Raw genomic sequence first — 17,604 nt, forward strand, 5'->3', positions numbered from 1 at the left:
CATTTATTATAATCTACTCCATATTAACTTACCGTGTTCTCAGGAAGTTAATAGGTAAAGATAGGATTTTTAAGCACGCTGTATCAAAAGGGAACCTATCCGTTTTGAAAGGCTGCATTTAACGTACAGAGGATAACGCGAATGGTTCTCGGCAAGCCGCAAACAGACCCGACTCTTGAATGGTTTTTGTCACACTGCCATATTCACAAATATCCATCCAAGAGCACGCTGATCCACCAAGGTGAGAAAGCGGAAACACTTTATTATATTGTTAAAGGTTCCGTGGCTGTTCTTATTAAAGATGAAGAAGGAAAAGAAATGATCCTCTCCTACCTAAATCAGGGGGATTTCATCGGTGAACTTGGATTATTTGAAGAAGATCAAGAACGTAGTGCATGGGTTAGAGCAAAAACAGCCTGTGAAGTAGCAGAAATTTCCTATAAAAAATTCCGTCAATTAATTCAGGTTAACCCTGATATTCTGATGCGCCTTTCTGCTCAAATGGCGAACAGATTACAAACAACATCAGAAAAAGTAGGTAACCTTGCTTTCCTTGATGTTACAGGCCGTATTGCACAAACCTTACTAAACTTAGCAAAACAACCCGATGCCATGACGCATCCTGATGGCATGCAAATTAAAATTACACGTCAGGAAATTGGTCAAATCGTTGGTTGTTCACGCGAAACTGTAGGCCGTATTCTCAAAATGCTAGAAGATCAAAACCTGATCTCAGCACACGGTAAAACTATCGTCGTTTACGGGACTCGCTAAGTTTCCCTATCCCGAACAAACAATAGCCCAATAAAAGGGCTATTGATGATACAATCTGTATAAACCCCATCCTTATAGATGGGGTTTATAGTCCGCACTACCCTTTTACAAATTCCGCAATAGCCGCTTTTAATGCCACCATTCCTTCTTGTAATTCTTCTTGGGTAATAATTAACGATGGTGTAAAACGCATCACATCTGCTCCTGCGTTTAACATCATTAAGCCATGTTTGGCAGCAAGACCGAGTAACTCTTTGGCTTTACCTTTATATTGTGGTGCCAATTGCGCACCGATCAATAAACCTTGTCCACGGATTTGCGAAAAGACATCGTACGTTTGATTAATTGCCACCAGTTCATCCACAATCCATTGATAGCGCTTTTCTACACCCTCAAGTACCTCAGGTGTATTAATTAAATCAAATGCGACATTACCCACTGCACAAGCTAATGGATTGCCACCATAAGTTGTACCATGAGTCCCTACGCCCATTACAGAAGCTATTTCATGTGTTGTTAACATCGCACTGAGTGGAAAACCACCTCCTAGCGCTTTTGCAGTGGTAATAATGTCTGGTGTCACATCATAGTTCATATAGGCGAAAAGCTTGCCTGTACGTCCCATACCTGTTTGTACTTCATCAAAGACAAGCAGAGCTTGATGCTTATCGCACAATTCACGTAACCCTCTCATAAACTCAGGTGTTGCTGCCGTGACACCACCTTCACCTTGCACAGGTTCCAATACGACAGCACAAGTATGGTCGTCAATAACCGCTTTAACCGCCTCTAAATCATTGAAAGGAATATGCACGATATCTGCTGGCTTAGGGCCAAAACCATCTGCATATTTAGGTTGCCCACCAACAGATACTGTAAACAGTGTTCTGCCGTGGAATGCATGGTGAAAAGCAATAATTTTAGTTTTATAAGGACTATGGCGAGTGATGGCATAATGGCGAGCCAACTTAAATGCTGCCTCATTCGCTTCTGCGCCTGAATTGGCAAAAAAGACACGTTCTGCAAATGTGTTATCTATTAATTTTTGTGCTAAACGCAATGCTGGTTCATTAGTAAAAATATTACTAACATGCCAAAGTTGTTCGCTTTGTTCTTTCAAGGCTTGATTAAGAGCAGGATGAGCATGCCCCAGTGCTAAAACAGCAATACCACCAGCAAAATCAATATACGATTTTCCCTGCTGATCCCAAACACGGCTACCCATCCCTTTGACAGGAATAAATTCTGCGGGTGAATAAATTGGCAACATTACTTGATCGTAAGTTGCCCGGTTGATGCTTTGCTTTGTCATTACCCCACCTGATCGTTATTCATATTCAATATGAAAATATAATCACTAAATATGAATAAAAAATCAAATGTGGTTTTGTATAAAAAGGCTTTATTTCGCTATTTAAATGCTATCCATTTAATATTTAAGGAAATTATTTAATAGCTCATGTCCTTGTTCACTTAAAATACTTTCTGGGTGAAATTGAACCCCTTCAATTGGCAGAGTACGATGGCGAATTCCCATAATTTCATCAACATTTCCATCATGTTGGCTCCATGCCGTCACTTCAAAGGGAACCGGTAATGTCGTCGCATCAATCACTAAAGAGTGGTAACGCGTCACATTTAAAGGCCGATTAAGTCCCTTAAAAACACCTTGTTGATTATGATGTATTAATGAATTTTTACCATGCATCACTTCTCGTGCTCTGATAACTGATGCACCAAAAGCTTGTCCTATCGCTTGATGTCCAAGACAAACGCCAAGAATAGGAATTTCACCGGCAAACCGCTGTATAGCCTCAAGAGAGATCCCAGCTTCATCAGGAGTACAAGGTCCTGGCGAGATAACAAGATGTGCTGGCATCATCTTTTCTATCTCTTTAAGTCCGATCTCATCGTTACGCTTAACAACAACCTCAGCACCCAATTCACAGAAATACTGATAGAGGTTGTAGGTAAACGAGTCGTAATTATCAATAAGTAACAGCATATTAGCCTATCCGACTGATTTTCTTATCATTATCTATTTTATTACTATTTTAAAGCGAGTGTAGATTTGCCAAAATAGCTCGTTGTTTAACCGACTTGGGTACAACAAAGCCGATTATCATAGCACAGGTGTAAAATATGAATAGTAAGCAAGAAAACCTGCTGATTTATTGCGCAATAACAAGAATGACGGTAATTGATGATGAATAGAGTGATTAATAGCGTAGTGAATACTTATTGCAGGAGATCACACGAAAAAAGGAAGGATAAAAAAGATTTTTTTGTACTAAAAATCCCCGGAATGAAAATATTCATTCCGGTTTATATGCATTTTATCTTATTAGAATAAGTAAATATCCTATCCTAATAATGCGTTTATTGTTTTACGACTTCCGCAGATAAAATAGTGACCGTTTTTACTGGCACATTTTGGTAAGGTCCAATATTACGAGTTGGAGCTTGTGAAATTTTATCAACTACATCCATTCCTTTCACAACTTTACCAAATACGGCATAGCCAAAATCACGTTGACCGTGATCTAAAAATGCATTGTCAGCCACATTAATAAAGAATTGGCTGGTTGCGCTGTCTTTATCTGATGTGCGAGCCATGGCAATAGAACCTTTTACATTGCGTAATCCATTGTCGGCTTCATTTTTAATTGGCGCTCTGGTTTGTTTTTGCTGTAAATCAGCAGTAAAACCACCGCCTTGAACCATAAAGCCAGGAATAACACGATGAAAAGTGGTGCCGTTATAGTACCCATCTTCGACATACTGAATAAAATTTTTCGTTGTAATTGGGGCTTTTTTATTATCCAGTGATATTTCAATATTGCCTTCAGAGGTGACTAATTTAACGAAGGTTTCTCCCGTTGCCATTGCAAAAGTCGCTGTTGTTAAAGTGCAAGCGGTAACGAAGGTGACAAGAAAACGTTTTAACATGCAGGGATCCTTTACTTTAATAGTCTACAACTTACTTAATATGCAGCGATTCTAATTCGCTGAGGTAAATAGTGCCAATCATTTACCTTTATTTACGCTCAATAAGTCTAATTACGTTATAACAGGGTAAATTTTAATTTTTAAGCACTGTTATAAGTCATTAAATTGCGCCAAAATAGAGCAAATAAATATTTTAGATATTCATTTTCATGCAAAATTGAAATGAGTATGCATGAAAAGCCGCATTATTTCAGAGAGGTTTATACCATAATGACCCAATTTAATTACCAAAAAGCACATTTCATCATCAGTGCACCTGATATCCGTCATTTACCACCAGATACAGGAATTGAAATTGCCTTTGCGGGTCGCTCTAATGCCGGTAAATCCAGTGCTTTAAATGCGTTAACCCAACAAAATGGATTAGCCAGAACCAGTAAAACTCCAGGCCGTACGCAATTAATCAACCTTTTTCAAATTGAAGAAGGCTTACGCTTAGTCGATTTACCAGGCTACGGCTATGCCCAAGTTCCTGAAGAAATGAAGCGTAAATGGCAACGCTCTTTAGGTGAATACCTACAAAAAAGAGAGTGCTTAAAAGGTGTGGTTATTTTAATGGATATTCGTCATCCATTAAAAGATCTCGATATGCAAATGATTGACTGGGCTGTGGGCTCAGAGCTTCCTACTCTCGTTTTACTGACTAAAGCGGATAAACTCGCATCAGGCGCGCGTAAAAAGCAGTTAATGAGCGTACGTGAAGAGCTGGCAAATAAAGTAGGCGATATCCGCGTAGAATACTTTTCATCATTGAAAAAAATTGGCATTGATAAGCTACGTAACACACTTAATGAATGGTTTTCAGGCTCAGAAGAACAGCCTACAAATGATGACAACGCTTAATTATCTTCTTTTTTCTCAACGATAGCGTTCTGATCTTCTATTGATAAAAGGGAAATCACTTTTCCCTTTCACTTCTCGCACAAACCACTTCAGTGAATTTTAGATAAAAAAATGCCCCAGTCGAAATAAAGTCGACTGGGGCAGCTAATATTCAGCTAAATCCGATTACGTGAAGTAAAAGGTCTGAAAGATAGAACATCTTACCTCTGTACCCTACGAGAGATAATGTACTCTATTTTATTGGTTAATAAAAGCCCTTTTGTAATTTTTTTTCACGTGCAGACACGATTCAGCTATGTGTTTATGTATTCAAACCATAAATAAATGTAGTTTAATTACATAATTATGAGACTTTAATCACTTACGTGAATATGATTAAAAATAGAACAAATCACACAAAAGGTGCGGTTTATCCTTAATGATTTTGTGATACGCTTATTGCGAGACCGTAGTAAATATGTAATTAGCGATAAAATGAGGTATCCATGGCTGTATTAACGCTCCTGCGTTTTCCAGATGAGCGTCTGCGCAGAGTCGCAGTACCAGTGGAAAAAGTAGATGACGAAATACGCACATTAATCGATGACATGATTGAAACCATGTACGCAGAACGAGGTATTGGCTTAGCAGCACCTCAGGTTAATGTATCTAAACGCATTGTTGTAATTGATGTTTCTGAAAACCGAGATCAACCGATTGCACTTATCAATCCTGAAATTATCAGCACTGAAGATGAAGTGATGGATATGATGGATGGGTGTCTATCTATTCCAGATTCTTTTGCCCCAACAGAGCGTTACCGCTTCTTAAAGGTTAAGGCATTGGATAGAAATGGTGATGAAATTGAATTTGAAGCCGCTGATTTGTTTGCAGGCTGCATTCAGCATGAGTTAGACCATCTTGATGGCAAACTTTTTATTGACCATTTATCTCCGTTAAAACGCCAACGGATTGAGAAAAAACAGAAGAAATTAAGCAAGCTGATAGACTCGCAAGTTGCTTAATTATTCACTTATCTCTTTTTCACATATTGATAAGTTTTGACATAAAAAATAAAGGGCACAATGTATTTCATTGTGCCCTTTTAATATTTAAAAACGATACTTAAAAACTAGTGTGCTTCATCCCAGTTATTACCAATACCTACTTCCACTTTCAACGGAATAGCTAATTCCATACTGCTTTCCATCAATTTATGGATCATGATATTTGCGTTCTCTAGGTAAGACTCTCGCACTTCAAACACTAATTCATCGTGTACTTGCATAATCATATGCACATCAGCAGGACATTCATTGCAAATCCAATTATCCACAGCAATCATAGCTTTTTTGATAATATCCGCAGCGGTACCCTGCATTGGCGCATTAATCGCCTCACGCTCTGAAGCTTTACGACGAATTGCATTCTTTGAATTAATTTCTGGTAAATAGAGGCGACGACCATCTAACGTTTCAACATAGCCTTGTTCAGAAGCTTGTTTACGTGTGCGCTCCATATAGTCCAAGACACCTGGATAACGTTCAAAATAGAGATCCATATAACGCTGAGCTTCTCTTCTCTCAACACCAATCTGTTGCGATAAGCCAAATGCGCTCATGCCATAAATAAGACCAAAGTTGATCGCTTTCGCACTACGACGTTGCTCAGAGGTGACGTCTTCTAAAGGTATACCAAACACTTCAGATGCAGTTGCACGGTGAATATCTTTACCTTGAGCAAAGGCATCTAACAAACCTTTATCTTGCGATAAATGTGCCATGATCCGTAATTCAATTTGTGAATAGTCGGCAGCAACAATTTTAAAACCTTCACGCGCAATAAATGCTTGGCGAATTCGACGCCCTTCTTCATTTCTCACTGGAATATTTTGAAGATTCGGATCACGAGAAGATAAACGCCCCGTTGCCGTCACTGCTTGATGATATGAAGTATGTACACGCTTCGTCTTACTATTTACCATCAATGGTAATTTATCAGTATAGGTAGATTTCAGTTTCGCAAGACCACGATGCTCTAAGATTAAGCGAGGCAATTCATGGCTATGTGCTAATTCTTCTAATACTTCTTCATTGGTAGATGGCGCCCCTTTCGGGGTTTTCTTGATAACTGGCAATTGCAATTTATCAAATAAAATTTCTTGTAACTGCTTAGGTGAAGAGAGATTAAACTCTTGTCCAGCTAACGCAAACGTCTCTTTTTCAATTTCAGCCAAACGTTGTGTAATTTCTTGAGATTGAACAGCTAACACTTGAGCATCAATTAATACTCCCTTGCGTTCCATTCTAGAAAGCACAGGAACTAATGGCATTTCGATATCGCGGTAAACATGCTTAAGAGGCTCAATAGCGTCTATTTGAGGATATAGCGCTTGATGGAGTAATAAAGTGATATCGGCATCTTCAGCCGCATATAACGTCGCTTGCTCAACCTCAATTTGGTTAAAGGTAAGTTGACCTTTACCTTTACCCGCGATCTCTTCAAATGTCGTGGTTTTATGGTTTAAATGTTTTTCAGCCAAAGTATCCATATCATGTCGATTACTCACGCTATTTAATACGTAAGACTCCAACATCGTATCAAAATGAATACCGTTTAATTCGATACCTTCATTTTCCATAATGCCACGATCAAACTTCAAGTTTTGCCCAATTTTTAAAATATTTTTATCTTCTAAAATGGGTTTTAATGCCGCTAGCACTTCATTAACAGGAAGTTGGTCTGGCGCATCTAAATACTCATGACGTAGTGGAATATAAGCGGCTTTACCCGGCTCAATAGCAAATGATAATCCCACTAAACGAGCATCAATATTATTTAAACTATCCGTTTCTGTATCGAATGCAAATGCAGGTGCTTTTTTGAGAAGCTCAACCCATCGCGCCAGACTTTCATGCGTTAAGACAGCTTCATAATTCTCTTGTGTAATAACAGGAAAATTAGCTGATACAGGTGCTTCTTTGGGTTTAACAGCTTCTGAGGTGTAAGGCACTGCAACTTTGTGTGTACTGCGTTGTGCTAACCAGCCACCATTTTGAAGATCACTTATCCAGCGTTTAAATTCATAACGCGTGAACATCTCTAATAATTGATCTAAATTTGGCTCATTAACCACTAAATCATCAAACGTTTTATCGAGTTCAACATCAGTTTTAATCGTTGCCAGCTTATAAGAAAGTTTTGCCACTTTCTCATGCTCGGCCATTTTAGCGCCAAGTGTTTTAGCGCCACGGAAACTCAATGTTGCAATATTATCAAGCTGTTGATAGATATCATCTAAACTACCAAGCCCTTGTAGAAGACCTAGTGCGGTTTTTTCACCAACACCGGGGACACCAGGGATGTTATCCGATGAATCGCCCATCAATGCGAGGAAATCAATAATCAGTTCAGGAGGAACGCCATATTTTTCTTTAACTTCATCAGGACCCAAAATAACGTTGGTCATGGTGTTAATCAGCGTGATCTTTGGCGTCACTAATTGCGCCATATCTTTATCACCAGTGCTTATTAGGACATCACGCCCATCAGCCGCCGCTTTTAGTGCCAATGTTCCAATAACATCATCCGCTTCCACACCTGAAATAGATAACAAGGGTAAACCCATTGCTTGCACCATCTCATGTAAAGGCGCTATTTGTTCACGCAGATCATCTGGCATTGGAGGACGATTAGATTTGTATTCCTCATACAACTCATCACGGAATGTTTTACCTTTAGCGTCAAACACAACCGCAACATGGCTTGGCTTATACTGTATTATCAAGCTACGCAGCATGTTCAACACACCATACATCGCACCCGTTGGCTCACCTTGGCTATTGGTTAGCGGTGGAAAGGCATGATAGGCACGATAAAGGTATGAAGAGCCATCTACAAGGATAAAGGGGTTTTCTGCTATCTGGACCATAATCTGTTCATCATTGTTCTGAGGTTCGTTGATATGACTAGAATGCCACATCACAGCCCAATAGACGAATTTTACCTGTTCTTAAATGCAGAAATTCGGCTTAAATACTCAATTATTTATTATTAACCGAACTTAACAGAAAGAATAAGTATGAATGATAACTTAATATTAATTAAAGTACTTTTTTATCAGAAGCCATATCCATTAATCTGATTTCAATTAAAAACAAAGAATAAAAAGTAAACTTACTGTGTAAATTAGAAAGTATTTAAGATAGAGCTATTTATTCATCATAAATATTAACGTTCATATTAGTATCATCTTTTTTATTAAGGATTTATTTTTTAGACAACACCAGAACAACCTGTGGATAACTCTGTGAGTAGTTTTGTAACTCTCTCTATATTAATAAGTTAGCTTCCTTTTAAATTTATTAACACAATTAAAAAATCAATCACTTAGCGAAATCATTAAGATATTATAAATTAATCTCAATATTTTTTATTAATGTGGATAGTTATATTATGACAAAAATATGAAAGTAAAAAAAATAGCACTCCTATGTCTTGAGTGCTATTTTTCATATAAGAATCTATATACTTTTACTTAGTCTATATAGGAAAAAATTAAGCCTATATTATTTTTTCAGCAATAATTGATTCACAATATCAGAATATGTTTTTGCATACTCTTCTGGTGATTTTGCGCTGATACCATCATTTTTCATTTTATATTTACCACCAATGATCATGGCAGGAACACCATTGATTTGGAAATCAGCGACAGCATTTTGTTGTTGGCTAACTAAAGAATTCACCACAAAGCTATTCATTGCAGCATCATAATCTTCGCCTTTAACGCCAGCCTTAATAAAGGCATTACGGATATCGTCAACAGAGCGAATAGATTGCGTTTCTTGAATACCTTTAAATAAAACTGGAGAAACTTGATCTTCAACACCTAAGGCCATTGCTACAGCCCAAGAACGTGTTAAGTCTTTACCTAAAGGTCCTAAGAAATCAACGTGGTAGCGGACAATATTAGTATTTTCTGGTACATTCTTTTCAACAGTACTATTGACTTTATACACTTCAGAAAATTGATAACAATGTGGGCAATAAAAAGAGAAAAACTCAACAACATCAGGCGCTGATGCAACAGGTTTAGAAAGGTTCGTATACTGTTTTCCTTCAGAAAAATCAGCAGCAGAAACACTGAATGCTAACACCATACTTGCTAACGCCAGCCAAATCTTTTTCATTTCTCATCGTCTCCTAAGAATTAATACATTGGACTAAGTTGTAAAGGAGGCTCATTTAACTGCTCCACTTGTCCCTTGAATAAGGCTAATTGCTTAAACCAAAAATCTTGCTCTTGAAACCAAATAAAAGCACGAGGGAAAGCAGGATCATTCCAGCGTTTTAATACCCACGCGAGATAATGCACCATTCTCATTGCTCTTAGTGGTTCAATTAATGACAATTCACGTAAATCAAAATCTTGGTATTCATAATAAGACTCAAGGATCGTATCTAACTGTATAACCTGCTCTTGCCGTGAGCCATTCAATAACATCCAAAAGTCTTGTACCGCAGATCCCATTCGGGAATCATCAAAGTCAACCATTACAACTTCATCACGCCACAATATATTACCGGGATGGCAATCACCATGTAGCCGTAATATTTGCCATGCAGAGTCCTCTATTCTAGGACGCACATCATGAATAAGTTTATCTATAACCTCTATAAATTGAGGTTTGAGGTTATTAGGAATTAACGCACTACTTTCAAATTCTAATTTTGGCGCTATCAGATATTCTGCAATAGAAACTGTCGGTCGGTACTCATAACTCTTTTTTCTGCCTATTTGATGAATGCGCCCTAATGTGCGTCCTACTTCTTCTAGCTGAAATAAATTATCAGTTTCATATGCTCTTCCCCCTATGCTAGGGAATATTGCAAAATAAAAGCCATTATCAGAAAAATGAACTGTCTCACTATTAATCATTAAAGGGGCAGCAACGGATACCTCTGCCTCCTTTAATGCTAAAACGAATTCATGTTCTTCTTTTATTTGTTCATACGACCAGCGTTGAGGGCGATAAAATTTCACCACATAACGTTGTCGATGCTCATCCATAAATTGAAAAACACGATTTTCATAGCTATTTAATTCCGTTAACCCTGACTCAGGATAAAAACCGATTTTAACTAACGCGTCCCAAATGTTATCAGGTGAAAGTCCCTGAAAATTAAATGAGGCAGACATTTCCATTTTCTATCCTGAATTTAATCTTTAATCACGCCACGAGCACGTAAAATGGCGGTTTTAAAATCTTCTTCGTAATCTTTTTTCAGTCCTGGTATCACATCTGTTGGCGCTGAACCGCGCATTTTCAGATGGTAAATCAAAATATCATCAGTCAGATCAGATAATTGACCTTTAAAACCCGCTTCATCAGCCAGTTTCTGCAATAATTGAATTAAGTTTAAATCAGAATTTTCTTCCCAAACTGGGTGCAATAATTCCATAACTTCATTAAGACGGTGACATTTCATACAAAAAATCCTTATTATTAATTACAACAACAAAGTACCAATTATTATCCGATAGAAAAAGGAAACCTCTGTCAATATGCGTAAAGATTACGCTTTTTTGATAAAAATTGCTGTCGCTTTACATGAAATCTCATTAAGTCGATATTTTTTATTAGTATATCGTCTTTCCTTGATAAAAATCGTTCGGAAAATTTAGCCAATTTATTCACAAATATTGAATATGAAAATGAAGAATATTACAGGCGGTATACTTGCGGGTGGCCAAGCAACACGAATGGGAGGGGCTGATAAAGGGCTTCAAATTCTACATGGACAGCCTTTATACCGCCATATTGCCCAAAAACTAGCACCTCAAGTTGATAGCATACTGATTAGTGCTAACCGAAATTTAGAACAATATCGCCAAAGCCAATATCCTGTTATTACAGATGAAATAGAAGGATTTTCAGGGCCTTTAGCTGGCATGCTCACGTTATTAAAGCAAGCTTCAACACCTTGGGTTGCTTTTGTACCTTGCGATGTCCCCTATTTCCCTCTTAATTTAGTTGAAAAACTCTATGAGCAAAGAGGCGATGCATTAGCCGTTTATGTTGATGATGGTGAAAGAGAACATCCTACCTTAGCACTGCTAAATCGTCGTATTATTCCTATGCTAGAAACTTATTTAGCACAAGGTGATCGAAAATTAATGTTGTTTATGAAACAGATAAATGCGCATTCTGTTTTATTTGCGGATCAAGCAAGTGCTTTTATTAATTTAAATACCCCTGACGATATTGAAAAAGCCAACAAATTAAAAAAATAGGAATGAAAAATATGGCACAAGTAGATTTACCCCTTTTAGGGATCACGGCGTGGAGTGGAACGGGTAAAACGACACTACTAAAACAACTTATTCCAGAATTACGCAAAAGAGAAATTCGTGTAGGCATGATCAAGCACACTCATCATGATATGGATGTGGATAAGCCCGGAAAAGACAGTTACGAACTCAGAAAAGCAGGAGCAGATCAGACATTAGTCGCAAGCCAACAACGTTGGGCATTAATGACAGAGACGCCAGAACTACCAGAATTAGATTTGTATTACCTCGCATCTCGTTTTGATACGAGTAAGCTAGATTTAATCTTAGTCGAAGGCTTTAAAGGCGAAGCTATTCCTAAAATTGCGCTCTATCGCCATATCAACGAACGTAATTTTAATGACTTACTTGATGAGCACGTTATTGCCGTCGCCAGTGATTGTGATTTAAACGTAGATTTCCCACTACTAGATATCAATGCACCCGAGGCTATTGCAGAATTTATTGCAGATTGGCTGAAGCTGACGAAATAAAAATTGCAAAGACTAAAGCGCCTTATAAAGGCGCTTTAGCTTCAATTAAATAGAAAAAATTAAACAAAAATAATTGCTTGATAAGGTTGAAGAATAAGACCACCTTGTGCATCTTCCACTATTGGGCTGTTATGCAAATAAATATCTTTAGCTTTAATGGTAAGTGCTTTTTCTTCACCACTAAAATTACAGTAAATATTGACTGAGTTACCATCATAAGTACGCTTAAAAGCAATCACGTTTTCTGGTGAAACCAATGGCGAGAATTCACCATAGACCAAAATATCACTGATCTTTGAATGTCGTCTTAATGCAATTAATTGTTGATAATAAGCGAAAAGAGAATGTTTATCTTGTGTCTCTTGCTCTGCATTAATATCCACATAATTAGGGTTAACTTTTAGCCATGGCTTTCCAGTACTAAAACCACCATTTATTTCACGATCCCATTGAAAAGGTGTTCTTGAATTATCACGGCTACGGTCATTAAAGTATTCAATTATTTGCTCGTCGCTATAACCTAATTTTTTACCCCATTCATATAATTTAAAAACATGCAAATCATCATGTTCTTCTAATGTCATTGGGCAATTAGTCATGCCAATTTCTTGCCCTTGATAAATAAAAGGAGTTCCTCGTTGAGTTAATAAAAATGTCGCTAACATTTTGGCACTAGTTACATTAATCGCCCCTTTAGGAAGAAATTTATTTAATGAACGAGGCTGATCATGATTTTCTAAATAAGGTGCTCCCCAACCTACGCGTTGAGTATCTAGCTGACTTTTAATAAATACAGGTTTTAATCTTTCACCTGTGATTGGATTAATGGTAAATGGTTTCTCATTACGAATATCTAAATCAGCGATACTAAAATCAAATACCATGGAAAAATAACCATTCTCGCCAACATAAGCGCGTAAATCTTTTTCAGGTACATCAATTTCTGCAACCGTCATACTATTTGCAGGCTTAAAAGTATTCTCGACTAATTCAGTTAAAAACTTATCAATACCAGGTTGATTTAATACCCAAGGCACTAAAGACGCTGAACCATCATCTTTATCAGGTTCAAATTGATATTCAGATAAGGCTTCAGGTGATTTTTTTAAATTACCAATCGCATCAATACGAAATCCTGCAACACCTTTTTTGATCCAGACATTTATCATGTTGATAATATCTTTACGTAATTGTGGGTTTTCCCAGTTTAAATCCGGTTGTTCAGGGCCAAAGGAATTGAAATACCAACGATTAGTTTCTCCAACGCGACTCCAAACGGAACAATCAAAATAAGTGCGTAAATTATTAGGAGGAGTCGGCTTATCCCATTGTTTAAAAATATAATAATCGCTATATGGGCTATTAGGATCTTCAATTGCCGCTTTAAACCAAGGATGCTCATCAGAAGAGTGATTTAATACTAAATCTAATAGAATTTTAATATCATGTTTTTTAGCTTCGCTAATAAGTTTATCTAACGCGTTATTATCGCCAAAGATAGGATCGACAACAGAATAATCAGCAATATCATAACCATTGTCTTTCATTGGTGATTTAAAAATCGGACATAACCAAATAACGTTTGTACCAAGTGACTGAATATAATCTAATTTCTCCGTGATCCCAGCTAAATCACCGACTCCATCCCCGTTACTATCATAATAACTCTTGGGATAAATTTGATAGACCACGGCATCTTTCCACCAAGTATTAGACATATTCACCTCACTAAGGTAATTAGCACATATGGAACTGTTCCATGATTAATATAAGATACTATAGGCACTAAAAGAGAGGGTAAGGTAATTAACATACTAAAATGTGAAATAGCTCATACTAAAAAAACACAATTACCTCAATAAAGATGGGTTTGTCATAATCATATTAAGATATATTAGGTCATCAACTAATTGAAAGGAGCAACAGCATATTCAATGGCCGGGATCCGTGATGTCGCAAAAAAAGCCAATGTCGCAGCAAGCACTGTTTCCAGAGCATTAAATAACAGTGGCTATGTGTCTCAAGCTGCACGAGAAAAAATAAAAAAAGCGGTTGAGGAATTAGATTATATTCCAGATACTTGGCTAAGAAATTTATATCAACAAAAGAGTGCTGTTGTTGGTGTCATTATTAATAGCCTTGAATACCCTTATTTTGCGACAGTGACACGTTTTATTGAAAATAAGCTCGCTGAAAATGGCTATAGCATGATGTTATGTGCAACACAAAATAGCAAAGTACGTGAACGTATATTTTTTGATATGCTTAAACGCGGTCAGATCGACGGTATTATTGCAGAATATCTGTTATTGGATGATAGTGAATATCAGCATATTCAAAGACCGGTGGTAACGCTAGATCGTCATCTTCGTGATATTCCACTAGTGTGTTCCGATCACCATACTGGTGGTCGATTAGCAGCAGAACACCTTATTCAAAAAGGTTGCCAAAAAATCCTCTATATTGAAGATAATTCAAGTTATTTATCATCAACCCCTTCATATCAAAGCTGTTTAGCTTTTAAAGAAACGCTTATTCAGGCAGGTATTAAACCTATTCCTTGTAAAGTAAATTGGAAAGAAGAAGAGAAAGACTATTTTCACTCTTTTGCAACAAAAATACTTTCTTTGCATTCAGAGATCGATGCTATTTTTGCTGCTGATATTCCCGCCATGGCATTATTTAATGAAGCAACAAGACGAAATATTGCCATTCCAGAACAATTAAAAATAGTTGCTTACGATGGCAGTCCTTGGTTAAACCAAACACTGCGCCAATTAACCTGTATTGAACAACCCTTTGAAAAACTGGCTGAAAAAAGCGTAGAAGTGATTAGCGCATTAATTGAAAATAAAGAAACAACAGATAACATCTCTGTTATTCCAGTGAAGTTTATTCAAGGTGAAAGTAGCTAATTATTGATTCAATTCTTATGACAGTTTTGTGTTGAGATATCGCCATAACATGTCGATACCATAAACATGTCTCGCTATTATGTTTATAAAAACGCATTTTATCGACATATCGCCATAATATGTCGATACTATAAAAAAACGCCAAAGAAAGTTACCCTTCTCTAGCGTTTTATTTGATTATGTTTTACTTCAAAATTGAGTAAAAGCTATCGTTCTTATTTTGCAGGACGAACTGCGATAACTTCAATTTCTACACGCCATGCTGGATTAGCCAGTTTTGCGATTTGGAAAGTTGAACGAGCTGGCAGTTGGTCAGTTTTAGAAGCATCAAAGTACTTAGAATAACCGTTCATAAAGCCTTTAAAGTCCATCTCGCCTTTAGTTTCTTCGCCACCAACTAGGAAGACTTGCATTTTCACAACGTCTTTCATGTCTAGGCCAAGTTCATTTAAGTGAGTTTTAATTTGTTCTAATACACTAATAGTTTGTTCTTCAGTATTACCATAAGACGCTAATACGCCTTCTGGTGCATCTGCTGATTTCTTAGCTGGTACTTTACCGCTTAAGAAAACAAGGTTGTTACCTGCACTTACTTCAACAGACTCAGAAATAGGCATACCGTTTAGTTTATGGTGTACAACACCTTCCGCATTCGCGCTTGCTACACCAAAAATAAAAGGCAGAGCAACAAGTAAACTTTTATAACGCATGAAAACTCCTTAACATGTTTAATTTACAGTAAAACAAGGGGTTATTTACTTCTTAAAGCGATCCATACTAAATGGTGTTGGATCAATAACAGGTTTCTTACCTGTAACGATATCAGCAGTCACTTCACCAGCAGCAGGGCCTTCGGTCATACCCCATACGGTTGCAGTATTGATAACTAGGCCTGGGTATTCTTTGACTTCAGAAATAATAGGTAATTCATCAAATGTTGGACTAACTACTGCGCCCCAACGTTCAACAACTTGTGATTTTTCAAATACTGGGAATTCAGCTTTCATTCTTTGGAATACAGCATCCAAGTGCTCAGTATTTTGCGTTGCTGTTGCAACACGATATTGTTCAAACGGTGTTTTTTCATCTAATTTCCAAGATGTTGCCATCTTGAATGAGTTAAATAAATCTTCACCGATAGAGAATTCTAATGGCAGCTCACCACCACCTAATAGGTGCATGAACTTAGGCCCTAACAAGAAGCTATCTTTCACGATAGAGCTTGTGAAAATACGAGGTGCGACAGCATAAGTACCATCGGCTTGCTCACGGAAATGGATACCGTTTGGTAAATGCACGTTACCACGAGGTGCACCCGGAACACCTGATACACGTTGCTGTGATAAGTAAACATTCAGCGTTGGAATATCAATGCCCATGTTACCCATAAATAAACGTGACCAAATACCACCAGCAAGAACAACGTGAGATGTTCTAATTGCACCTTTTTCTGTTACAACATCAGAAATTTTACCACCAGCAGTTTCGATGCCTCTTACCGCGCAGTTGGTATAGATTTTTACGCCAATTTGTTTAGCGTAGCGTGCTAATGCAGGTGTGCCTGTTTCTGGATCAACTGAGCCTGAGTCTTCTTCAAAAGCGGCCACAGTCCATGGTGTTTGAGCACCAACAAGACGGTTTGATAACTCTTCACCTTTAATAATGCGCGTATTTAATGGTGTATCAAATCCAGCCGTTTCTTTTGCTGTTTTGATCCACGCTTGCGCTTTATCAAATGCTTTTTCATCTGCAAGGGCTTCTACTCGACCTTGTGTACGATAACTGGTATCAGCACCAATCTTTTCGTTCATTCCACGCCATAAGATTTTCCCGTAATGGTGTAATGGGAAAATTTCTGGTGATGTTTGATAACTAATAATTTGGCTGTATGCTCGGCCTGATTGTTCACCGCCAATCTCGCCTTTTTCTAAAATAGTGACACTCATGCCACGTTCTGCAAGGTTGATAGCCGTCATGATACCTTGGATACCACCACCAATAATCACTGCATCAGACTCTTTAGGCAGCGCACCCTCTGTACCTTCAACAAATGATGCTCTAGATTTAGCTTCAACGAATTTGCCATCACGGCGAACCATTGGAACTAACGCAGCACCACCGGCTAAAACACCCGCAGCACCAACACCTAAAAGCAGCTTTCTCCTTGAAATTTTCATCTTCTACCTCAGTAATGGATTTACTATTTATATTTATAATGTTGTTCATTTATTTCTTTAAAACTGAATAATACCATAGT

16 protein-coding genes are annotated in these 17,604 nt (G+C 37.5%); 6 read left to right on the forward strand and 10 right to left on the reverse strand.

The window, feature by feature from the left end:
- The first annotated feature begins 141 nt into the window (after window positions 1-141).
- Window positions 142-774, forward strand: coding sequence for a cAMP-activated global transcriptional regulator CRP (gene crp, locus ACNART_RS12215; protein WP_004246872.1), 633 nt, complete (start codon window positions 142-144; stop codon window positions 772-774).
- 97 nt (window positions 775-871) lie between these two features.
- Here crp and argD read toward each other — a convergent pair whose 3' ends face one another.
- From argD to ppiA, 3 genes are all read right to left on the reverse strand, one after another.
- Window positions 872-2,086: a bifunctional acetylornithine/succinyldiaminopimelate transaminase gene (gene argD / locus ACNART_RS12220; RefSeq protein ID WP_198620046.1), complete on the reverse strand. Its 1,215-nt coding sequence runs from the start codon at window positions 2,084-2,086 to the stop codon at window positions 872-874.
- Between the two features lie 117 nt (window positions 2,087-2,203).
- Entirely contained in the window at window positions 2,204-2,779 is a 576-nt protein-coding gene (locus ACNART_RS12225; RefSeq protein ID WP_100159719.1) for an aminodeoxychorismate synthase component II, read from the reverse strand.
- Between the two features lie 374 nt (window positions 2,780-3,153).
- Window positions 3,154-3,723, reverse strand: a complete 570-nt coding sequence (gene ppiA, locus ACNART_RS12230) for a peptidylprolyl isomerase A (protein WP_069369599.1) — start codon at window positions 3,721-3,723, stop codon at window positions 3,154-3,156.
- A 270-nt stretch (window positions 3,724-3,993) separates the two neighbouring features.
- Here ppiA and yihA point away from each other — a divergent pair, with 270 nt between their 5' ends.
- Together yihA and def are read left to right on the forward strand one after the other, a co-directional pair.
- Window positions 3,994-4,626: a ribosome biogenesis GTP-binding protein YihA/YsxC gene (gene yihA, locus ACNART_RS12235; protein WP_099075959.1), complete on the forward strand. Its 633-nt coding sequence runs from the start codon at window positions 3,994-3,996 to the stop codon at window positions 4,624-4,626.
- 485 nt (window positions 4,627-5,111) lie between these two features.
- The gene (gene def, locus ACNART_RS12240; protein ID WP_151436305.1) at window positions 5,112-5,630 is read left to right on the forward strand and encodes a peptide deformylase; all 519 of its coding nucleotides are present in this window, start codon (window positions 5,112-5,114) and stop codon (window positions 5,628-5,630) included.
- Between the two features lie 107 nt (window positions 5,631-5,737).
- Here the strand turns inward: def and polA are convergent, their stop codons facing one another.
- The 4 genes from polA to ACNART_RS12260 form a co-directional block, all read right to left on the reverse strand.
- A complete protein-coding gene (polA, locus tag ACNART_RS12245) occupies window positions 5,738-8,536 on the reverse strand; it encodes a DNA polymerase I (RefSeq protein ID WP_234980093.1) in 2,799 nt (932 codons plus the stop codon).
- A gap of 637 nt (window positions 8,537-9,173) precedes the next feature.
- A complete protein-coding gene (gene dsbA / locus ACNART_RS12250; protein WP_109374234.1) occupies window positions 9,174-9,797 on the reverse strand; it encodes a thiol:disulfide interchange protein DsbA in 624 nt (207 codons plus the stop codon).
- Window positions 9,798-9,817: 20 nt separating this feature from the next.
- On the reverse strand, window positions 9,818-10,813 hold the full coding sequence (locus ACNART_RS12255; protein ID WP_109374233.1) for a serine/threonine protein kinase: 996 nt from the start codon (window positions 10,811-10,813) through the stop codon (window positions 9,818-9,820).
- A gap of 14 nt (window positions 10,814-10,827) precedes the next feature.
- Window positions 10,828-11,097: a YihD family protein gene (locus tag ACNART_RS12260; protein WP_023583277.1), complete on the reverse strand. Its 270-nt coding sequence runs from the start codon at window positions 11,095-11,097 to the stop codon at window positions 10,828-10,830.
- Window positions 11,098-11,317: 220 nt separating this feature from the next.
- Between ACNART_RS12260 and mobA the strand changes: the two genes are divergently transcribed.
- A complete protein-coding gene (gene mobA / locus ACNART_RS12265) occupies window positions 11,318-11,902 on the forward strand; it encodes a molybdenum cofactor guanylyltransferase MobA (RefSeq protein WP_198620050.1) in 585 nt (194 codons plus the stop codon).
- 11 nt (window positions 11,903-11,913) lie between these two features.
- Window positions 11,914-12,432, forward strand: a complete 519-nt coding sequence (mobB, locus tag ACNART_RS12270; protein WP_198632400.1) for a molybdopterin-guanine dinucleotide biosynthesis protein MobB — start codon at window positions 11,914-11,916, stop codon at window positions 12,430-12,432.
- A 59-nt stretch (window positions 12,433-12,491) separates the two neighbouring features.
- On the opposite strand, the gene ACNART_RS12275 is transcribed toward mobB, so the two are convergent.
- Window positions 12,492-14,150, reverse strand: coding sequence for an alpha-glucosidase (locus ACNART_RS12275; RefSeq protein ID WP_368927573.1), 1,659 nt, complete (start codon window positions 14,148-14,150; stop codon window positions 12,492-12,494).
- A gap of 216 nt (window positions 14,151-14,366) precedes the next feature.
- Between ACNART_RS12275 and ACNART_RS12280 the strand changes: the two genes are divergently transcribed.
- Window positions 14,367-15,347 carry a LacI family DNA-binding transcriptional regulator gene (locus tag ACNART_RS12280; protein ID WP_198632402.1) on the forward strand — a complete coding sequence of 327 codons (981 nt, stop codon included), beginning with the start codon at window positions 14,367-14,369 and terminating at the stop codon, window positions 15,345-15,347.
- A gap of 215 nt (window positions 15,348-15,562) precedes the next feature.
- Here the strand turns inward: ACNART_RS12280 and ACNART_RS12285 are convergent, their stop codons facing one another.
- Together ACNART_RS12285 and ACNART_RS12290 are read right to left on the reverse strand one after the other, a co-directional pair.
- On the reverse strand, window positions 15,563-16,057 hold the full coding sequence (locus ACNART_RS12285; protein WP_198620055.1) for a RidA family protein: 495 nt from the start codon (window positions 16,055-16,057) through the stop codon (window positions 15,563-15,565).
- Window positions 16,058-16,102: 45 nt separating this feature from the next.
- A complete protein-coding gene (locus ACNART_RS12290) occupies window positions 16,103-17,524 on the reverse strand; it encodes an NAD(P)/FAD-dependent oxidoreductase (protein ID WP_100159709.1) in 1,422 nt (473 codons plus the stop codon).
- Between the last annotated feature and the right edge of the window lie 80 nt (window positions 17,525-17,604).

The sequence above is a fragment of the Proteus sp. LHD240705 genome, from assembly GCF_047921555.1.
Lineage (GTDB): Bacteria > Pseudomonadota > Gammaproteobacteria > Enterobacterales > Enterobacteriaceae > Proteus.